General features: G+C 80.8%; 1 protein-coding gene. It reads right to left on the bottom strand.

The features are described 5' to 3' along the window. A partial coding sequence (locus LPA54_RS39550) for a PfkB family carbohydrate kinase (protein ID WP_228985229.1) occupies positions 1 to 432 on the bottom strand: 432 nt, incomplete at both ends.

Genomic DNA, 432 nt, shown 5'->3' with positions numbered 1-432 from the left:
GTTCGAACGCGTCGGCGGCCGGGTCCTGCGCCGGGACCGGGGGGACCGGCGTGTGCCAGAGGTCCGGGTTGCCCGCGCCGCCCGCCGCGACGAACGCGGCGGCCTCGGCGACCGCCCGCTGCAGCGCCTCCTCCGGCAGCAGCCCGTCCGCCAGCGCGGCGACCGTCGTCGCCGCGAAGCAGGCGCCCGCACCGCACGGGTCGCCGTCCGCGTGGAACGGCGCCGGGATCAGCATCGGCGTGCCGCCGCCCGGCCGGGTCAGCAGCACACCCCGCTCGCCGAGCGTCACGGCGACGCCCGCCGCCCGCCAGCGCTCGGCGAGTTCCGTGCCGCGCTCGGCGACGGCGCCCAGCGACACGCCCGACACGCCGGGCGTGCCCGCGCACAGCGCGATCGTCTCGCCCGCGTTGGGGGTGACCAGCCGCGCCCCCG

The sequence above is a fragment of the Streptomyces sp. DH12 genome, from assembly GCF_020873895.1.
GTDB lineage: Bacteria > Actinomycetota > Actinomycetes > Streptomycetales > Streptomycetaceae > Streptomyces.
This window is presented reverse-complemented; position numbering and strand designations above follow the sequence as displayed.